A 1,695-nucleotide genomic window follows, 5' to 3' on the forward strand; every position below is an offset into this window, starting at 1 on the left:
GGCTCAGATCAAGCTGGACATGAACAAGATCACTTGCGGAAATTGGCTAGGATACGGTTCAGCAGACCGAGATTTCGTAAGGTATTTCATGAGCGGCTACTATAACGCGGCCGCAAATAATAATGTTTTGGACTACGACCGCCTGCAAAAGAATTCCGAAAAAGTTGTCGCCTATTGCAAAAAGCACAAATCCGACAGGCTGCCAACCGCCATTCAAAAAAGCGCCAGCTAGGTTGTGGGCCCCGACGGCGAAGTCGCGGCCGGAGTCCTTGGCCGGCCACATTGCCACTCCTCGACCGAGAGTTGAACGGGCCACTGGAACTGCGCAACCGCCTCATTGTTGTGCGCATAACCGCGCGTCGCTTAAGTACGTCTCCTTATTGTTGCCAACGGCCGGTCCCAACGTCTGCTGCTTGGGGTAGACCGGAAGTGACGGCAGGGTCGTCAAAGCGGCGCTTTTGACCCATATCGGTCCTCGTCGGCTGCAGACTGTCGATAATGCCTGTGACCGTGACCTGCGACTTTGTTATCTTAGAGGGGCTGCCTCTGGGGGGAGGTCCAACCATGGCAACTTCAGTTGCTGCAGGCTATTCGAGCAAGGTGAGCGAATACGTCTCGGGTCGCCCGGAATATCCTGTGGCATTGCTCTCCGACCTGCCGTCGGCGGACGCGATCATCGATCTTGGCGCTGGTACCGGGAAGTTCACTGAGTTGTTGGCGCTGACCGGGAAGCACATTCTAGCGGTGGAACCAATCGATAAGATGGCCGCACGCATTCCGGTCGACCGTCTGGCGACGGTTGAAGTGCTGATCGGCAGTGCGGAGTGCATTCCCGCGCGAGATAAGGCAGCCGGGCTCGTTTGTTGCGCGACAGCCTTTCATTGGTTCGACTATGAGAAAGCGATAAGCGAGATATTTCGGGTTCTCGAGCCGGGCGGCGCTCTGGCTCTGATCTGGAATGTGCGGGACGATCGTGTGCCCTGGGTCGCCGCGTTTTCTGGGATCATGGATAACTATGCCGGCGATACGCCGCGGCAATCAACTGGCAAATGGCGGGTGATCTTCGACGATGCTCGCTTCCGACACCTGGCGAGCAAGAGCTATCCATTCAGCCAGCCTATGCTGCCGAGCGGGATCGTTGACCGTGCCCTGTCGACGAGCTTCATCGCGGTGTTGCCGAATGAGGAACAGGACCGCGTCCGCGCCGAGGTCGAAAGCCTCATCCAAAACGACCCCGCACTGATCGGGCGAGATATGGTCGCGTTCCCTTACGTAACCGAATTGCATCTATTCCTAAAACGCGGTTGAGCCCAACAGATTGGCGATGTCTGCTTCTGGCCGATTTTGTTGCAAAAGTCGGCTGTAGCCGACGGATGTCTTTCGGCCATTCGGTAAGGCCGACCGGCTTTGATCCGCCGCCCCTCACGCTGTCAACGCAACTCCTACGCTATGCAATACACAAAGCATGAGCGGGTGGTGGTCGTGCGACTCGACCTGAGTTCTTCCGCGTGTGACCCGAAGGCGACCTTAAACTCGCAACTAGCGAGAGGCTGATCGCAGCTTAGCAGAGTCCTTGGTGGGACTTAGAGAGCTGGCCCCGGTTGTTTGGACAGCGCCCCGCTGGATTTAAGTGGATTCCTGCCGGGTTATGCTGAACGCGGGGCTTTACGGTTTTGTCGTTGCGTCGGGAGGGCG

Annotated in this window: 2 protein-coding genes; both read left to right on the forward strand. The window is 57.3% G+C overall.

What is annotated here, in order from left to right; genetic code table 11:
- Positions 1–232: HdeA/HdeB family chaperone (locus tag QJT78_RS50920; RefSeq protein WP_281460865.1), on the forward strand; the 232-nt coding region annotated here is incomplete at its 5' end.
- Between the two features lie 332 nt (positions 233–564).
- The gene (locus tag QJT78_RS50925) at positions 565–1,308 is read left to right on the forward strand and encodes a class I SAM-dependent methyltransferase (protein ID WP_028154683.1); all 744 of its coding nucleotides are present in this window, start codon (positions 565–567) and stop codon (positions 1,306–1,308) included.
- Positions 1,309–1,695 lie beyond the last annotated feature (387 nt).

It is taken from the genome of Bradyrhizobium sp. Mp27, from assembly GCF_029953005.1.
Taxonomy (GTDB): Bacteria; Pseudomonadota; Alphaproteobacteria; order Rhizobiales; family Xanthobacteraceae; genus Bradyrhizobium; species Bradyrhizobium barranii.

What these genes read in the sequence shown, in the direction of transcription:
- QJT78_RS50925 (WP_028154683.1), top strand. Translation starts at nt 565, where the DNA reads ATGGCAACTTCAGTTGCTGCAGGCTATTCGAGCAAGGTGAGCGAATAC.